The 14,397-nt window shown below is 39.8% G+C and carries 15 protein-coding genes; 14 read left to right on the top strand and 1 reads right to left on the bottom strand.

Translation table 11 applies throughout. From position 1 onward, the window contains the following. The first annotated feature begins 30 nt into the window (after positions 1-30). The 14 genes from map (at position 31) to IPK31_02075 (ending at position 13,032) form a co-directional block, all read left to right on the top strand. Positions 31-837 carry a type I methionyl aminopeptidase gene (map, locus tag IPK31_02140; GenBank protein ID MBK8086855.1) on the top strand — a complete coding sequence of 269 codons (807 nt, stop codon included), beginning with the start codon at positions 31-33 and terminating at the stop codon, positions 835-837. Positions 838-872: 35 nt separating this feature from the next. Next, entirely contained in the window at positions 873-2,411 is a 1,539-nt protein-coding gene (locus IPK31_02135; GenBank protein ID MBK8086854.1) for a M20/M25/M40 family metallo-hydrolase, read from the top strand. Between the two features lie 9 nt (positions 2,412-2,420). Further along, a complete protein-coding gene (locus tag IPK31_02130; protein ID MBK8086853.1) occupies positions 2,421-3,662 on the top strand; it encodes an NAD(P)/FAD-dependent oxidoreductase in 1,242 nt (413 codons plus the stop codon). A gap of 128 nt (positions 3,663-3,790) precedes the next feature. Then, positions 3,791-5,071 carry an aminotransferase class V-fold PLP-dependent enzyme gene (locus IPK31_02125; GenBank protein ID MBK8086852.1) on the top strand — a complete coding sequence of 427 codons (1,281 nt, stop codon included), beginning with the start codon at positions 3,791-3,793 and terminating at the stop codon, positions 5,069-5,071. Positions 5,072-5,251: 180 nt separating this feature from the next. Beyond that, positions 5,252-5,689, top strand: a complete 438-nt coding sequence (locus tag IPK31_02120) for a 1-acyl-sn-glycerol-3-phosphate acyltransferase (protein MBK8086851.1) — start codon at positions 5,252-5,254, stop codon at positions 5,687-5,689. Continuing rightward, a complete protein-coding gene (locus tag IPK31_02115; protein MBK8086850.1) occupies positions 5,643-6,086 on the top strand; it encodes a hypothetical protein in 444 nt (147 codons plus the stop codon). The genes IPK31_02120 and IPK31_02115 overlap by 47 nt, the downstream gene beginning before the upstream one ends. A gap of 279 nt (positions 6,087-6,365) precedes the next feature. Then, complete coding sequence (locus IPK31_02110) at positions 6,366-6,671, top strand: DUF4339 domain-containing protein (GenBank protein MBK8086849.1); 306 nt, start codon at positions 6,366-6,368, stop codon at positions 6,669-6,671. Beyond that, positions 6,671-7,102, top strand: a complete 432-nt coding sequence (locus IPK31_02105; GenBank protein ID MBK8086848.1) for a hypothetical protein — start codon at positions 6,671-6,673, stop codon at positions 7,100-7,102. The genes IPK31_02110 and IPK31_02105 overlap by 1 nt, the downstream gene beginning before the upstream one ends. Positions 7,103-7,373: 271 nt before the next feature. Beyond that, positions 7,374-7,715 carry a hypothetical protein gene (locus IPK31_02100; protein ID MBK8086847.1) on the top strand — a complete coding sequence of 114 codons (342 nt, stop codon included), beginning with the start codon at positions 7,374-7,376 and terminating at the stop codon, positions 7,713-7,715. Further along, positions 7,715-8,050 (top strand): hypothetical protein, encoded by a 336-nt coding sequence (locus IPK31_02095; protein ID MBK8086846.1) that lies wholly within the window; start codon positions 7,715-7,717, stop codon positions 8,048-8,050. Before IPK31_02100 ends, IPK31_02095 begins: the two co-directional genes overlap by 1 nt. A gap of 272 nt (positions 8,051-8,322) precedes the next feature. Continuing rightward, complete coding sequence (locus tag IPK31_02090) at positions 8,323-9,066, top strand: tryptophan-rich sensory protein (protein ID MBK8086845.1); 744 nt, start codon at positions 8,323-8,325, stop codon at positions 9,064-9,066. Between the two features lie 930 nt (positions 9,067-9,996). Next, positions 9,997-11,901 carry a 30S ribosomal protein S1 gene (rpsA, locus tag IPK31_02085; GenBank protein ID MBK8086844.1) on the top strand — a complete coding sequence of 635 codons (1,905 nt, stop codon included), beginning with the start codon at positions 9,997-9,999 and terminating at the stop codon, positions 11,899-11,901. Positions 11,902-12,137: 236 nt separating this feature from the next. Continuing rightward, positions 12,138-12,647: a shikimate kinase gene (locus tag IPK31_02080; GenBank protein ID MBK8086843.1), complete on the top strand. Its 510-nt coding sequence runs from the start codon at positions 12,138-12,140 to the stop codon at positions 12,645-12,647. Further along, positions 12,637-13,032, top strand: coding sequence for a DUF423 domain-containing protein (locus IPK31_02075; GenBank protein MBK8086842.1), 396 nt, complete (start codon positions 12,637-12,639; stop codon positions 13,030-13,032). Before IPK31_02080 ends, IPK31_02075 begins: the two co-directional genes overlap by 11 nt. On the opposite strand, the gene IPK31_02070 is transcribed toward IPK31_02075, so the two are convergent. Beyond that, entirely contained in the window at positions 13,029-14,327 is a 1,299-nt protein-coding gene (locus IPK31_02070) for a hypothetical protein (protein ID MBK8086841.1), read from the bottom strand. The two genes, IPK31_02075 and IPK31_02070, sit on opposite strands and share 4 nt — an antisense overlap. Between the last annotated feature and the right edge of the window lie 70 nt (positions 14,328-14,397).

Here is a 14,397-nt window from a genome sequence, read left to right as displayed (position 1 = left end):
AAAAAGCCGGGGTTTTTTAATACAGAATTTATGATTCACTATCGGTCTCCACTTGAAATTGAATTGATCCGCAAAAGTGCTTTGCTGGTAGGCGAAGCAATTGCTGAAGCTGCTAAATTCCTGAAAGCTGGAGTTACAACCATGCAGGTAGATGCGAAGCTGGAGCAGTTTATCCTGGATCATGGAGCTGTACCTAATTTTAAAAATTATCAGAACAGTTATCCATATGCAAGCTGTATATCGGTTAACGATGCAGTGGTACATGGATTTCCTACGAATAAGGTATTGAAAGATGGTGATATTGTTTCTGTAGATGTAGGTGTATTCATGAACGGATATCATGGTGATAGTGCTTATACATTTATTATTGGAAGCACAACAGATGAAGTAAAGCAATTGCTTCGTGTAACAAAGGAATCTTTATACAAAGGGATTGAGAAAGCAGTGCATGGTAACCGCACAGGTGATATTGCATTTGCCATACAGGATTATACAGAGAAGCAGCATGGTTATGGTGTGGTAAGAGAATTGGTTGGTCATGGTATTGGACGAAACCTGCACGAAGATCCGCAGGTGCCCAACTTTGGCAAACGTGGAACGGGTGCTAAATTAAAAGAAGGCACAGTGATTGCCATTGAACCAATGATCAACCTTGGAGTAAAAGAGGTGTTTCATGATGAAGATGGATGGACAATCAGAACAGCTGATGGAAAACCTTCTGCACACTATGAGCATGATGTGTGTGTAAAGAAAGGGAAGGCTGATATCCTCTCTTCTTTTGCTGCTATTGAAGCAGCCGAGAAAGCAAATACAAACCTTGATAGTTCCTATTACTGATCCAATTCATTAATTTACGTTTCTAACAGAAGCGTATGATAAAAAAAACAATATTGATCATGAGTGTTGCATTCTGCTCCACTCATTTTTTATTAGCACAAAGTCCTCAGCAATTAAAGGTGAGGCAGTACAGGCAGGCCAATGAGCACTCCATCATTTCTGAATTTGTTTCTTTTCTGAAGTTACCCAATATTGTGGGTGACTCAGCAGGCATCTATAAAAATGCAGCGTTTATTATGGACGCTATGAAGAAACGGGGAATTGCCAATGTACAGTTACTGGTACCTGCAACAAATAAAACGGTGCCCGCTGTTTATGGCGAAGTAATAACGCCGGGTGCAACGCAAACAATTATCTTCTATGCGCATTACGATGGGCAACCGGTGAATGCAGCACAGTGGGCAAAAGGACTTTCTCCATTTGAACCAAAGCTGCTTACTAATTCACTGGAGCAAAACGGAAGTATCATTGATTTCCCTTCTGTTGATAAGGCATATGATCCGCAATGGAGAATTTATGGAAGAAGTGCAAGCGATGATAAAGCTGGTGTGATGGCGATTTTAAATGCGTATGATGCCATTACAAAGAGTGGTATGAAACCAACGGTGAACATCAAATTCTTTTTTGAAGGCGAGGAAGAGAAAGGTTCTGATTTTCTGCACGAAATTTTACAGCAATACAAAACTTTATTACAAAGCGATCTGTGGCTTATTTGCGATGGGCCTGTTCATCAATCGGGTAAGAAGCAAGTGGTGTTTGGTGTAAGAGGCGATGCACATGTGGAAGTAACAGTGTATGGTTCTAAACGTCCGCTTCATAGTGGTCATTATGGAAACTGGGCTCCTAATCCTGCCATGATGCTGGTACAGCTTTTAGCTTCTATGAAAGATAAAGATGGGAATATTACAATTAAAGATTTCTATGCTGATGTTATTCCATTGAGTGAAATGGAAAAGAAAGCCCTCGAAGCAATTCCACCTGTGGACGAACAAATGAAAAAAGAATTGGGATTCAGTAAACGGGAAATGAAAGAGTATAACCTGGCACAATCAATCGGGCTTCCATCATTGAACATCAATGGAATGAACAGTGCCAATGTTGGTAAGAATGCAAGCAATGTTATACCAACAACTGCAACAGCAGTTCTTGATTTGCGGCTTGTTGCAGGGAACGATTGGAAAAAGCAGCAGCAACGTGTAGTTGAACATATCAGGAGCCAGGGTTATTATATTACAGCAGCAGAACCTACTGAAGAAGAGCGAGGCAAGTATGATAAAATTGCAAAAATAGAACTGAGCAGTGGTTACAATGCGCAGAAAACCCCGATGGATCTTCCCATTGCAAAAAAAGTAATTGCTGCGGTACAATCAACAAGTACAGAGCCCATTGTTTTAATGCCCACTGCCGGAGGGAGTCTCCCATTATTTTTATTTGAAAAATATCTCAATGCAAAAACGATTTCAGTTCCTATTGCCAATCATGATAATAACCAGCATGCAGAGAATGAAAATATCCGGTTACAGAATTTCTGGAATGGAATTGAAACAATGGCCGCTTTAATGATGATGAAATAGAACGCATGTATGCCAGATAATAAAACCGGTAAGAAATTAATTGTGATTGGTGGTGGTGCTGCCGGTTTTTTCTGTGCAGTAAATGCAGCCAGATTAAATCCTTCATTACACGTGACCCTGCTGGAAAAATCAAACAAACTTTTATCGAAAGTGAAAGTTAGCGGTGGCGGTCGTTGTAATGTAACGCACAGCTGTTTTGAAATAGCTGAGTTGAGCAAACGTTATCCCCGTGGTGAACATTTTGTACGAAAAGCATTTCACCAATTTTTTACAACCAATACCATTGAATGGTTTGAAGAGAGAGAAGTGAAGTTAAAAACAGAAGCTGACGGAAGAATGTTTCCAGTAACCAATTCATCGCAAACAATCATTGATTGTTTACTGAAAGAAGTGAATACTTACGGCGTGGAAATATTGATGAACAGGGAAGTGAAAGATGTAAAATCAGAAAACGATAAATGGACGATAAAGCTCAGCAGTGAAGAAGTACTCGAAGCAAATTTTGTTTGTATTGCCAGTGGAGGTTTTCCAAAACTACAGCAATTTGACTGGCTGAAAAATACAGGGCACAGTATTATTGCACCAGTTCCATCATTATTCACTTTTAATATTCCCAATCATCCCATTACAAAACTGATGGGAGTAAGTGTGCCCGATGCAACAATTAAAATTCAATCAACCAAATTAAAAAACACCGGCCCTTTACTCATTACTCATTGGGGAATGAGCGGTCCCTGCGTATTAAAATTATCAGCCTGGGGTGCAAGAGAGTTACAGGAAAAGGGTTATGACTTTACAATTTTAGTGAACTGGTTAAATGATAAAAAAGAACAGGAGTTGAAAGATGAACTGCAGTTGATCCGCAAACAAAACGGTTCGCAAAAAATCATCAACAATAATTTATTTCAACTGCCAAACAGGCTCTGGCAATTTCTGCTGCAGGAAGCAGGTGTAAAAGAAGAAGGACGCTGGGCCGATCTTCCATCGAAAGAACAAAACAAATTGATACAGTTGTTAACTGCTCATGAATTTCATGTAAAGGGCAAAACAACTTTTAAGGAAGAATTTGTGACAGCAGGCGGAGTTGATCTGAAACAGGTTGACCCCAACACAATGCAGAGCAAACTGCAACCGGGATTATTCTTTGCCGGTGAAATTCTTGATGTGGATGGTATTACCGGCGGCTTCAATTTTCAGCATGCCTGGACCAGCGGATTTATTGCCGGCAAAACAATTGCTGCCTTGAAATAGAAACACTTTTATAAACTTTACCAAAGTTCAACCTGATTGATAAACAAGCAAGAGCTTCTAAAACTTTGGCAAAGTTATTTTCTACAGTTTCTATCCTTAACTTTAAGCAAACCAATCACCATGTCTTCATCCCGCAGAAATTTCTTACGAAATCTCACCGCCACTACAGGTGCGTTTACATTTTTGCCTCTCACCAATTCATTGTTTGCAAAAGAAGCAGAAAAAAGTATCAGCAGTTTCAGTCACTTCATCCTGATGAAGCATTAACCGATGAAGATTTCTGGGGATGGGTAAAAGAACAGTATACTGTATCGCCCAATTTATTAAATCTCAACAATGGTGGAGTAAGTCCGCAACCGAAAGTAGTGCAGGATGCACATATCCGTTTTTATCAATTCAGCAATGAAGCACCCTCTTATTATATGTGGCGCACATTAGATGAAGGCCGTGAAGCTTTGCGTGGAAAGTTGGCTGAGCTTGCAGGATGCGATGCAGAAGAATTAGCCATCAACCGCAATGCAACAGAAGGGCTGAATACCGTCATCTTTGGTTTGAATTTAAAAGCCGGTGATGAAGTGGTTTTAACCAAACAGGATTATCCCAATATGATCAATGCCTGGAAGCAGCGGGAAAAAAGGGATGGAATAAAATTAGTTTGGCTCAATTTAAATTTGCCGGAAGAAAACGATGATGCCATTTTGCAGCAGTATGTAAAAGCATTTACTTCCAAAACAAAAATTGTACATGTAACCCATCTTATTAACTGGACAGGTCAGTTTCTTCCTATTCGGAAAATTGCGGATGAAGCACACAAACGTGGCATTGAAGTAATCGGCGATGGTGCCCATTCATTTGCCCATACCGATTTTAAAATTCCTGATCTGGGTTGCGATTATTTTGCTACCTCATTACACAAATGGTTATGTGCGCCATTCGGCAGCGGATTGTTGTGGATCAAAAAAGAAAAGATCAAAAACATCTGGGCACTGCTCAGTAATAATGAACCCGATGGTACTGATATCCGCAAGTTTGAATCACTTGGTACAAGATCTTTTGCAAGCGAAATGGCCATTGGCAATGCAGTCGATTTTCAAAATGTCATCGGCTCCAAACGCAAAGAAGACCGTCTGCGTTATTTAACCGATTACTGGAACAGCAGGGTAAGCGATCTCAAACGTGTTTCCTTTCTTCAGCCAAAAAATAAACAGTTTTATTGCGCCATTTCCAATATTGCCATTGAAGGAATGAAACCCGCTGAGGTGGCCGGAACATTACACACAAAACATAAAATCCATACCGTTGCCATTGATTGGGAAAATATTCATGGTGTACGTGTAACACCGCATGTGTACACATCCACAAAAGATCTCGACAGGCTGATAGCAGCCATTCGGTCAATGGCTGTTTAATTCAGATTTCTTGAAACGAAAATCAGAGTAAACACTGCTCATAGCCCGCACTCTGTTCAATTATTTCCCTTAATTTGCCGCCTAACTTCATTTCGAAACCTGATGTATTTATTTGTAAAAGCAATAACACGTTTTACGCTCTGGTTATATTCCAAACGCATAAGTATTTATAACCCGCAGATGTTAAAAGTAGAAACACCTATGGTTCTCGGCACGAACCATCCCAACTCTTTTCTCGATGCAATTATTGTTGGCGGATTAATGAGCCACCGGGTTCATTTCATTACCCGCAGCGGAGTTTTCAAACATCCCGTTGCAAGGGCCATTCTCCGTTCTGTTAATATGATTCCCGTTTACCGTAAGAGCGATGGCAAAGGCCAGCTTTCCAATAACGATGCAACCTTTGAAGAAGTTCGGCAAATCTTAAAGCGTGGCGAACATGTAATGATTTTTGTAGAAGGCATGTGTATTCATCAAACAACTCTGCAAACGCCCTTAAAAAAAAGGAGCGCCACGTATGTTACTGCAGGCCTGGGCCGATGGACTCGATGTAAAATTATTACCCGTATGGTTGCGTTACAGTTCTTTCGATCAGTTCCCCAAAGAGATCGATGTTAATTTCGGCGATCCCTTTGGCAAAGAAGTTTTAAACGGAAATACAGAAAATGGTGCAGCCATGCTCGCCATTAATAAACAGAATGAGTTACAGTTACAGCAGCTCTCAACAGTCAAACACAAAGTTCCTGCATCGGTACCTAAACTGCTGTTGTTCTTACCCGCAATGTTAGCGGTTCTTACACATATCATTTTCTATTTCCCCTTGCAGCGCATTGCATGGAAATTCAAATTCGATCAGTATTACGACAGTATTCACTTTGTTCTCCTTGCATTTTTATATCCGTTTTACCTGTTAACAATTGGCATAATTGTTTGGTGGTTTTTTGGAGCCTGGTGGAGTTTGGGAGCAGTGCTGTTAATGCCTTTGCTGGCAAAAGCGTATGCACTCTGGAAATAGAACCGTGTAATACATTTTTTGTTATCAGCTTTTGTATTTCATAGCATCAACTGTTGCATCGCACTCTTGTACGTTCTCTTTTCATGTCTTCGACCCAGACCGCAGCGTCTGTGGGCAACAGGCAAACCGGTCGGCGGGCTTCAAGCGGACTGAACGATTTTTTTGTAGCAATGTCCCTTGCGAGAGACATTGCGCATACAATGCCTTCTTTTCCAGTTGCAAGTATTGTTTTATACACTTTTCATAGCTATCTTGCTATTCTTAAAACCAAAATTCACTATGAAAAAGTACTTCCTCCACGATGGTGCAAACCAATCAGGTCCATTTGACATTGAAGAACTAAAATCAAAAAACATTTCAAAAGACACCTCTATTTGGTATGAAGGATTAACTGAGTGGACAACTGCCGGAGAAATTGAAGAATTAAAACGCATTCTACTGCCAATACCTCCCCCATTGAAGTTAGTATCACCAGCATTTCAACAGGCTGCACAATTTGAAACACCAATTGCTATTCAACCATCATATCACACAATTTCTGCTTCCCATAAGAAAAGAGCACCCCTATTTTCTGGAAAGTATTGATGATAGTTGCATCCTTATTCTTAATTATTGTGATTATAGCAATGGTTGTAAACTATAACGATAATAAAGGTTCCGGGCTGTTTAATGCGGGCATGGATAGTTATCAGGAAAAAGTCATGACTGTTGAAGAAATAGAGAAGGCAAACCCTGTCAATTTTTTAAAAACATCTGGCAATTTCAGACCAACAATATTTGGTAAAAAGTTTGTCATAGAAGGCGAAGTAGCAAACAGTGCAACTGTTGCTAATTATAAAGACGTTACTATTCAAGTTGATTTTTACAGCGCAACTAAAACTCTGATAAAAAGTGCCAACTATACTATTTATGATTATTTCCCTGCGCATTCAACAAAGGAGTTTGAGATGCGAATAGAAAAACCTTCAGGAAGTACAAGCATTGGACTTGGGCCGGTTACGGCAGTACCATACTAAAAATGTTTTCAAAACAAATTCCGGCATTAAAAAAATAAATAACTATGCTTAATTTACTCTGAATTTTAGGCACACAGGAAATCCTTATTATGGCAGTTCTTCTTGTACTGATCTTTAAAATTGGTTCGTGAGACACGAACCCAGGCGGAGTAAAACAAAAAAATCATGGTAGAATGATTATACCACAGTAGCCTGAAAGAATATTGCAACATTTTAACTAATTTCAAATATTAAAAATATAGATCATTTTTGCACTTTAAATATTAAAAAAATGAAAAAAGGTTTATTAGGCATTCTTATTGGACTTTTCTTGACATTTATGGTCGCATTTAACATTGCGACTTACCAAGCAAATAAAAGCTCCGCCGAGGTTGACCAAATAAATGGTTGCTTTTTGTTTGTAAATTCAAAACCTGTTTTGCCTTACGACTATTTAGGCACTGTGGAATTAACAAAAAAAGATGTGAGGAAAACCCCAGGAACCGGACAATACCAACATGCAAGAGATCTGTTAATAAAAAAGATCAAAGAACAATTTCCACAAGCTGAAGGTATTATTTTCAACTTTCATGACGGTGGTATAGACAAAGCAGACGCATTAAAATTTAAATAATGGAAATTCGGTTACAAGAATTTATTCGGAAGGTCGTTGAAGAAATTAACTCTGGTCTATCAGGCGACTATGTTGTTGACGACACTATTGACTTTGAAGTATCAGTAACAACAAGTACCAATAAATCAGGGGGGCTTGAAATAAAGGTCTTGACCGGCGAAATCTCAAAGAGTAATGAACTTGTGCAAAAAGTTTTCTTTTCCATAATTAATCAGAAGGACAAAATACAGGCAGACAAAAAAACAGCAGACAATGTCATCAAGTTTATTGACAAAGGAATCAAAGCTTTTAATAAACACTCAGAAGAAATAAAAAAGGAAAAGAAACTTACTTGACCCTCTGCTGTTCGTAATGTTCAATAAATAATAGAAAGTTGAATGGCTGTTCTGAGTTTGCAACCCTTGCTGTCCGTAATGTTCAAGAAACAATAGAAAGTTGAATGGCTGTCCTGAGTTTGCAACTCAGGACTTTTCTGTATATCATTCTTACTCCATTTTGTTGCAAAAGCCTTTCTACTCAGAAAATAATTTATCTTTCAACTGAAATAAAATTCTATGCTGCAGAATACAAAGTTAATTGCCGTTTTACAGTCCATCTTTTTATCATCATGATTATTGTAAATGCATTGGCTAATAGTTTGCCCATGAATGGATATACCACGGCAGAAGTGAGTGCCATGTATCCCAACCTGTTTGTGCCCGCCGGTTTTACATTCAGTATCTGGGGAGTTATTTACCTGTTTCTGCTGGTATGGGTTATATACAGTGGAATGTTATTGTGGAAGAAGGATGAACACAGTCCGGCTTTTCAACATGCAAAAAAAATTGCGCCCTTATTCATTATAACCTGTTTATTAAATGCCAGCTGGATCATATTCTGGCAATACCTCTTTGTTGTTTTATCATTGATCATCATGTTATGGTTATTACGAACTTTGATTGCTGTTTATAACAGAATGCAGAAAACACAAAAACAAATTACCGGCTGGGATTACTGGCTGCTGGTTGTTCCTTTTGTGATCTACCTTGCCTGGATCTGTGTTGCAACCATAGCAAACACATCGGCATTACTGGTTGATATTAACTGGAATGGATTTGGGCTTGAGCAATGGATCTGGAGTTGTATCATGATTGCTGTTGCAACCTCACTGGCTTTTTGGTTTAGTTATTTCAGAGGTGAGCTTGCATTTGCACTGGTTATTGCATGGGCCCTATTTGGAATTTATAGCGGACAATCCGTCAATCGGGAAGTGAGCCTCATGGCAATTGGCTGTTGTGGATTTAGCACAATGGCAGGAATCATTGGGTTCCTGCGGAGAAACCGCCACACAGCATTGGAAGGAATCATCTGATGCAATACTTTACTTGCTTTAATCTTCCAGCAACTCATAAGTAATAATGGATTACCCGTCTTGATGACCTGGTCGGACGGTCTTCGTAGCGATATTTATTCTTATTAAATAAACACTTCCCATTTAATCAAACTCTTACCGAGAGGATGTTCAATAAACATCCCACAGCAATTCACCACAGTAGTAATAAAGTAACATCAGGGCGTTAACCAGCAATCAGGCGGTACATTGATTGCTGGGGTCCTTTTTGGTTACTTTTTGGACAAGCAAAAAGTGACAAAGAAAGAACTGGCGCATGCACTAACAGCCCTGTTTCCTCCATAAAAAACTCATTCCCACTAACTTAAACCGCAATCTACAGTCTCTTGAACGATAGCCAACGCCCCGGTTCGTGTCTCACGAACCGGAAAGGTTATCATGTTTGGTTCGTGAGACACGAACCAAGGCGTAGGGAACTGGCGCATGAGCCAACACGCCTATTTCCCCCATAAAAATCTCATTTCCACGCACTTAAACCGTATTCTGCAGTCTCTTGAACGATAGCTGCAACGTCTTGAACGGCATCTACGCTGCCTTTTTTTCATTCTGCGCTGCCTTTATTTCATTCCGCAGCGTCTTGAACGATATCTGCAACAACTTTATTCACATCCGCAGTTTCTTTATTCACAGCTGCGCTGTCTTTTTTTCATTCTGCACTGCCTTTATTACATTCTGCAGCGTCTTGAACGATATCTACAGTCGCTTGAACAATTACAGGAATCATTTTTTACGATGCAGTTCTGTACTTTACCCCTGTAATTCAACCCCTTTACAGGCTAACATTTTCAACCCTGTCTTTTTCCTGTTTTTTACCCTCAAAACCGCTGCCCCAAAAGGGTTTTACCCTATCTTTGCACCCCCGAATCAAAAAAACAAAATCGGGACAATTTTATGTCTGAAAATGAAATTCTTAACTCAAACGCTGATGCACAGGAGAATGCTGCCGTAACCGAGGTTACTGAAGCATCTGCAGCGACAACAAAAGCACCTGTGTTTGTGCAAACTGCACATGATGATTTCGACTGGAGCCGTGACAAACGCAATGTGGCTATTTACAACAAAGCAGAACGTGAAAAGTACGATGCTGTTTATGATGGCACATTCAAACAGGTGAACGATGGCGAAATGGTAGATGGCCAGATCGTTGCCTTAACCAAAACAGATGCAGTAGTTAACATCGGTTTTAAAAGTGATGGTTTAGTTTCTCTTAACGAGTTCAGAGACTTACCAGGTTTTAAAGTTGGTGATACTGTTGAAGTAATGGTGGTGGAAAAAGAAGACAGGGAAGGTAACCTGCACCTCAGCCGCAAGCTTGCCCGTATTACACGTGCATGGGAGCGTATTGTTGAAGTACACAAAACTGGTGAAATTGTTACCGGTACAGTTACAAGCAAAACAAAAGGTGGCTTGATCGTGGATGTATTTGGAATGGAAACATTCTTACCAGGTTCACAAATCGATGTGAAACCGGTAACAGATTACGATCAGTTTGTTGGTAAAACAATGGAGTTTAAAGTGGTGAAGATTAACGAAACCATTAAGAACGCTGTTGTAAGTCACAAAGCACTGATTGAAAGCGATATTGAAGCGCAACGTGCAGTGATCATGGGTAAACTGGAAAAAGGTCAGGTACTGGAAGGTACTATCAAGAACATTACCGAGTTCGGTGCGTTCCTTGACCTTGGTGGTGTTGATGGCTTGCTGTATATCACTGGTATCAGCTGGGGTCGTATCAACCATCCTACAGAAGTACTGAAGATGGATCAGAAACTGAATGTTGTAGTTCTTGATTTCGACGATGATAAAAAACGTATCAGCCTTGGTCTGAAACAATTGACTCCGCATCCTTGGGATACCCTGAGTGCAGACATCGTTGAAGGAAATACATTGAAAGGTAAAGTAGTAAACATTGAAGACTACGGTGCTTTCTTAGAAATCATGCCGGGTGTTGAAGGTCTGGTTCACGTAAGTGAAATCAGCTGGGCTAATACTCCTGTAAATGCAAAAGAATTCTTCAAAATGGGCGACGAACATGAAGCGAAAATTGTAACGCTTGATAAAGATGCCCGTAAGATGAGCTTAAGCATTAAGCAGATGAGCCAGGATCCATGGAGCACAATTGAAGAAACATTCCCTGTTGAAAGCAAGCATAAAGGATTGGTTAAAAACATCACTCCTTACGGGGTGTTTGTTGAACTGAAAGCTGGTATTGGTGGAATGATCCACATCAGTGATCTGAGCTGGACAAAACGTTTCAATCATCCTGGTGAGTACACTAAGGTTGGTCAGGAAATTGATGTTATGATCCTCAGCATTGACAAGGAAAACCGCAAACTGCAGTTAGGCCACAAACAGCTGGAAGAAGATCCCTGGAATGCGCTTGAAGAAACATTCGCTATTGGAACAATTCATGAAGGTCATGTAACCAAGAAGGATGACAAGGGCGCACTCGTTCAGTTACCTTATGGTATCGAAGGATTCGCTCCTAACCGTCACCTGAATAAGGAAGATGGCAAGCAGGTATTGCAGGATGAAACTGCACAGTTTGTTGTGATCGAATTCGACCGTAACGAAAAACGTGTAGTAATCAGTCATGCACGCATTTGGGAAAAAGCAATTGCCGAAGAGAAGAATGCAGAGATGAAAGAAAAGCAGGCAGATGCTGTACGTACCAAGAAAGCGGTGAAAGACGTACAGAGCAAAGTAGAGAAAACTACGCTTGGTGATTTAGGTATTCTTGCTGACTTGAAGAAAAAGTTAGACAGTGATGCTGAAGAAAGCAAAAGCGAAGAATAAGTAATTCTTTACTGATATTCTTATACAGCCCGTTGTTGCAAAACAACGGGCTTTTTTGTGCTGATGATTAAATGGAAGTATATGCTGTTATGCCAATTGGATTTATAAATTATACCACAAGTTTCCGGCATAATACCGACAGGCATTCTGTTTCAGTTAGATTGATTGGAGTATTTAGTATGTCTCGTCGGTATTAAGAACAGTTTTCATTTAACTTCGCAGTAAACAAGAACTAAATGCGTTATTTCCTGATTGGATTTATGGGCAGTGGAAAAACTCACTGGGGTGCAAAGTGGAGCGAAGCATTTGACATAAAGCATTACGATCTTGACGAAGAGATTGAAAAAAAAGAATGGAAAAAGGTAACGGCCATTTTCGAAGAAAAAGGAGAGCAAGCGCTTCGAAAAATAGAAAAAGAGATGTTGGAGTCTTTTTTGAAGAAGGATAATTTTATCCTGAGTTGTGGTGGCGGTGCTCCCTGCTTTCATAAGAACATGAAGCAAATGAATAATGCAGGAGTAACCATTTATCTCAAATGCTCTGCAGCAGAACTGGCGCAGCGGTTGCAGAAAGAAAAAGAAACCAGACCATTAATAGCGAATGTAAATAACGAAGTGCTGGAAGAATTCATTGCAGAGAAATTAGCACAGCGTGAAAGCTTTTATGCAAAGGCAATGTATCATTTACCCGGCGGACATATCAGCTCCGACAATTTTCAAAAAATCATAAGAAGACATGGCAAATAATTTTCTGAAACTATCTTTTTTACTGGGAGCACTGGCAGTTGCATTGGGTGCATTTGGCGCACATGCACTGAAAGAAATGGTTGATGAGAAAGCAATTCATACTTATCAAACAGGTGTATTGTATCATTTCTTTCATGTATTTGCTCTGGCAATTGCAAGCCTGCTCAGCAGGCAGAATGCTGTCAACTGGTTTACAAGAGCAGGCTATTTATTTATAGCAGGAATTATTTTGTTCAGCGGCTCACTATACACAATGACTTTTTTTAAAGCTGCCTCCATTGAAAGTATGAACTGGATCGGCGCCATTACACCATTAGGCGGGGTGTCTTTTATTGCAGGATGGTTATGTTTATTTATGGGAGTGAACAAGCTTTCCCGTTCTTAAATGGGGATTTCCAGTTTAGTGGTTGTGCCGTTGTGTGATGTTATATTGAAACTGCCTCCAATACTTTCCATACGACGCTGCATATTTTTTAAACCATTCCCAAACTGGTTCAGTTTCTCACTGTCAATTCCTTTTCCATTGTCTTTTATTTCAACTACCATTTGATGATTGAATTGTATCGTCACTGTAACTTCAGATGCATTGGCATGCTTCATTATATTGTTAAGTGATTCTTTCAGAACAAGGAAAATGTTTCTTCTTTTCACGCCGGACACATCTTTCTCCGGTATTTCTGATGGTACAATAATGTGATATTGTATATCAAAGTTTTCGAGATATTCCGATGCATAGGATCTGATATAAGCAACCAGGCCATTCACTGAATCATTGCCCGGGTTCATACTCCAGATAATGGCATTCATCTTGGTCATGAGTTCATTGGCATTGTAAGAAATCTTTGAAATTTCTTCAACTGGCTTGTCCTTTGTTTTTTGTCTGGCAATTTCGCTCAGCAGCCGGATGGCTGTAACACCGCTTCCCAACTCATCATGCATGTCGGCAGAAATGCGGCTGCGTTCATCCTGCTGGGCACTCAATACAGCAATTTGTTTCTCATATTCCTGCCGCTCACCTTCCTGCCTGATGGCTTCATCCATCTTTACTTTTTCAATCAGCTCAATTTTATTCTTGTAAGTTAAACCCAGGAGAAATAATACCAGTTCAAGGAAAATGCCCACTTCAAAATACACCAGCGACTGCCTGAAGATTCCTTTGGTTGGCAGGAAACTGGCTGCCGGGAAGGAGATCATGAATTGCGAAATACCACCCATAACAAGATTGGCAACATTTCCTCCCAATAAATAATTCATGAGTCTGTTGCGTTCAACAATTCCAAGTATGATGTACATGATGCCAAGGAAAATCAAAAAGAACTTACTTGCATTTTCAGTTGCAGATAAGAAGCGGTAAGGATATCCTCCATAGTAAAAAATTGTAAATACAAGGAGGAAAACAGCCAGTGCAATTTCAGCAGTGATGAACATGCGGTTGAGGGTAGGATACTTTCCGGGGGTATTTAAAAACATACGGGTAAAACCGATGTAAAAAATATAGCCAATCATCTGTAAGGCATAGTCAAAGTATTCTTCATAAAAGAAACTGAAGCCCGTTGAGTGTTTATAATAAACGGCTTTTAAACACAGTAACAAACCCATGCATAATGCATAAATAGAATAATATAAATATTCCCTTTTATAATTCTGGGCATAATTAGAAAGCGAAAACAGCAGCATCATCAGCAGCAAACCACAAAGTACAAACGTAAACGTATTTACTCCGAACCAGTGTGTTTGAATGAAATTGATA

The sequence above is a fragment of the Chitinophagaceae bacterium genome (assembly GCA_016713085.1).
GTDB lineage: Bacteria > Bacteroidota > Bacteroidia > Chitinophagales > Chitinophagaceae > Lacibacter.
This window is presented reverse-complemented; position numbering and strand designations above follow the sequence as displayed.

Bases quoted from the DNA above. Each gene is read 5' to 3' on its own strand.
- IPK31_02105 (MBK8086848.1), top strand. From the start codon at position 6,671: ATGATAGTTGCATCCTTATTCTTAATTATTGTGATTATAGCAATGGTT.
- IPK31_02095 (MBK8086846.1), top strand. From the start codon at position 7,715: ATGGAAATTCGGTTACAAGAATTTATTCGGAAGGTCGTTGAAGAAATT.
- IPK31_02100 (MBK8086847.1), top strand. From the start codon at position 7,374: ATGAAAAAAGGTTTATTAGGCATTCTTATTGGACTTTTCTTGACATTT.
- IPK31_02080 (MBK8086843.1), top strand. From the start codon at position 12,138: ATGCGTTATTTCCTGATTGGATTTATGGGCAGTGGAAAAACTCACTGG.
- IPK31_02075 (MBK8086842.1), top strand. From the start codon at position 12,637: ATGGCAAATAATTTTCTGAAACTATCTTTTTTACTGGGAGCACTGGCA.
- IPK31_02090 (MBK8086845.1), top strand. From the start codon at position 8,323: ATGATTATTGTAAATGCATTGGCTAATAGTTTGCCCATGAATGGATAT.
- IPK31_02130 (MBK8086853.1), top strand. From the start codon at position 2,421: ATGCCAGATAATAAAACCGGTAAGAAATTAATTGTGATTGGTGGTGGT.
- IPK31_02110 (MBK8086849.1), top strand. From the start codon at position 6,366: ATGAAAAAGTACTTCCTCCACGATGGTGCAAACCAATCAGGTCCATTT.
- IPK31_02120 (MBK8086851.1), top strand. From the start codon at position 5,252: ATGTTAAAAGTAGAAACACCTATGGTTCTCGGCACGAACCATCCCAAC.
- map (MBK8086855.1), top strand. From the start codon at position 31: ATGATTCACTATCGGTCTCCACTTGAAATTGAATTGATCCGCAAAAGT.
- IPK31_02070 (MBK8086841.1), bottom strand. From the start codon at position 14,327: ATGATGCTGCTGTTTTCGCTTTCTAATTATGCCCAGAATTATAAAAGG.
- rpsA (MBK8086844.1), top strand. From the start codon at position 9,997: ATGTCTGAAAATGAAATTCTTAACTCAAACGCTGATGCACAGGAGAAT.
- IPK31_02135 (MBK8086854.1), top strand. From the start codon at position 873: ATGATAAAAAAAACAATATTGATCATGAGTGTTGCATTCTGCTCCACT.